We start from the raw sequence: 1,727 nt of genomic DNA on the forward strand, positions 1-1,727 counted from the left end.
AAATGGCAAAGAGTAAGTTTGAGCGGAACAAGCCGCACGTCAACATTGGGACGATTGGGCACGTTGACCACGGCAAGACGTCCTTGACGGCAGCGATTACGAAGTATTTCGGCGAGTTCAAGGCGTATGACCAGATTGACGCCGCTCCTGAAGAGAAGGCTCGTGGTATCACGATTTCGACGGCTCACGTTGAGTATGAGACGCCGAACCGTCACTATGCGCACGTTGACTGCCCCGGCCACGCCGACTACGTGAAGAACATGATCACGGGTGCAGCGCAGATGGACGGCGCGATCCTGGTTTGCTCTGCCGCTGACGGCCCGATGCCTCAGACACGCGAGCACATCCTTTTGGCTCGCCAGGTTGGCGTTCCTGCGATCGTTGTGTTCCTGAACAAGGTTGACCAGGTTGACGACGCCGAGCTTCTGGAGCTTGTCGAGCTTGAAGTTCGCGAACTTCTGTCTTCGTACGACTTCCCTGGCGACGACATTCCGGTTGTTAAGGGTTCTGCGCTTGCAGCTCTTGAAGACAGCAACAAGGAAATCGGCGAGAACGCGATCCGCGCACTGATGGAAGCTGTTGACGCTTACATCCCGACGCCAGAGCGTCCGGTTGACCAGCCGTTCCTGATGCCGATCGAAGACGTTTTCTCGATCTCGGGCCGTGGTACGGTTGTGACGGGCCGCGTTGAGCGCGGGATCATCAAGGTTGGTGAAGAAGTCGAGATCGTTGGCATTCGTGCGACGACGAAGACGACCTGCACTGGCGTTGAAATGTTCCGCAAGCTTCTTGACCAGGGTCAGGCTGGCGACAACATCGGTGCGCTTCTGCGTGGTGTTGACCGTACTGGCGTTGAGCGTGGTCAGATCCTTTGCAAGCCTGGTTCTGTGAAGCCGCACAAGAAGTTCAAGGCAGAAGCCTACATCCTGACGAAGGAAGAAGGCGGCCGTCATACGCCGTTCTTCACGAACTACCGTCCTCAGTTCTACTTCCGCACGACGGACGTGACGGGTATCGTTACGCTTCCTGAAGGCACGGAAATGGTTATGCCTGGCGACAACGTCACGGTTGACGTTGAGCTGATCGTTCCGATCGCGATGGAAGAAAAGCTCCGCTTCGCGATCCGCGAAGGTGGCCGCACCGTCGGTGCCGGCATCGTCGCTTCGATCGTCGAGTAATCGCGGTTGGTAATTAGGTCTTGGTTTACGCATTGTGCGTTTGCTGAGGTGCTATGTGAAATAATCATGACGCAGGCGGCGTGAGCCGCTTGCGTATGACATTGAAATAGTGCACATGGCGGCCACGCGATTTGCACTCTGCGTCGGCATCGCCGCAGGCTACGCGATCCAATCATAGGCTGGGCCGAAGGGCCCGAGGAAAAGGGATGGGGATGCCGCACCCGCGGTGTCCCTCTCGATCTTTGAAACCGGTGGTCCGCCTGAAGTAACCAAAAACGCGCGTCGTTTTTAAAGACGCGCGAAGAACGAAGACAAGGATAACGTCGAATGAACGGCCAAAATATCCGCATTCGCCTGAAGGCGTTCGATCACCGAATTCTCGATGCTTCCACGCGCGAGATCGTGTCGACGGCGAAGCGCACCGGCGCAAGCGTCCGGGGCCCCGTTCCGCTTCCGACCCGCATCGAGAAGTTTACGGTCAACCGGTCCCCCCACATCGACAAGAAAAGCCGCGAGCAGTTCGAGATGCGCACGCATAAGCGCCTTCTC

The 1,727-nt window shown here is 57.3% G+C and carries 2 protein-coding genes; both read left to right on the plus strand.

From position 1 onward, the window contains the following. Positions 1-2 precede the first annotated feature (2 nt). Positions 3-1,178, plus strand: a complete 1,176-nt coding sequence (tuf, locus tag VQ830_RS28600; RefSeq protein WP_337271527.1) for an elongation factor Tu — start codon at positions 3-5, stop codon at positions 1,176-1,178. 327 nt (positions 1,179-1,505) lie between these two features. Further along, the coding region (gene rpsJ / locus VQ830_RS28605; protein WP_337271528.1) for a 30S ribosomal protein S10 at positions 1,506-1,727 on the plus strand (222 nt) is incomplete at its 3' end.

Source organism: Oryzifoliimicrobium ureilyticum (genome assembly GCF_037199735.1).
Taxonomy (GTDB): Bacteria; Pseudomonadota; Alphaproteobacteria; order Rhizobiales; family Rhizobiaceae; genus Rhizobium; species Rhizobium ureilyticus.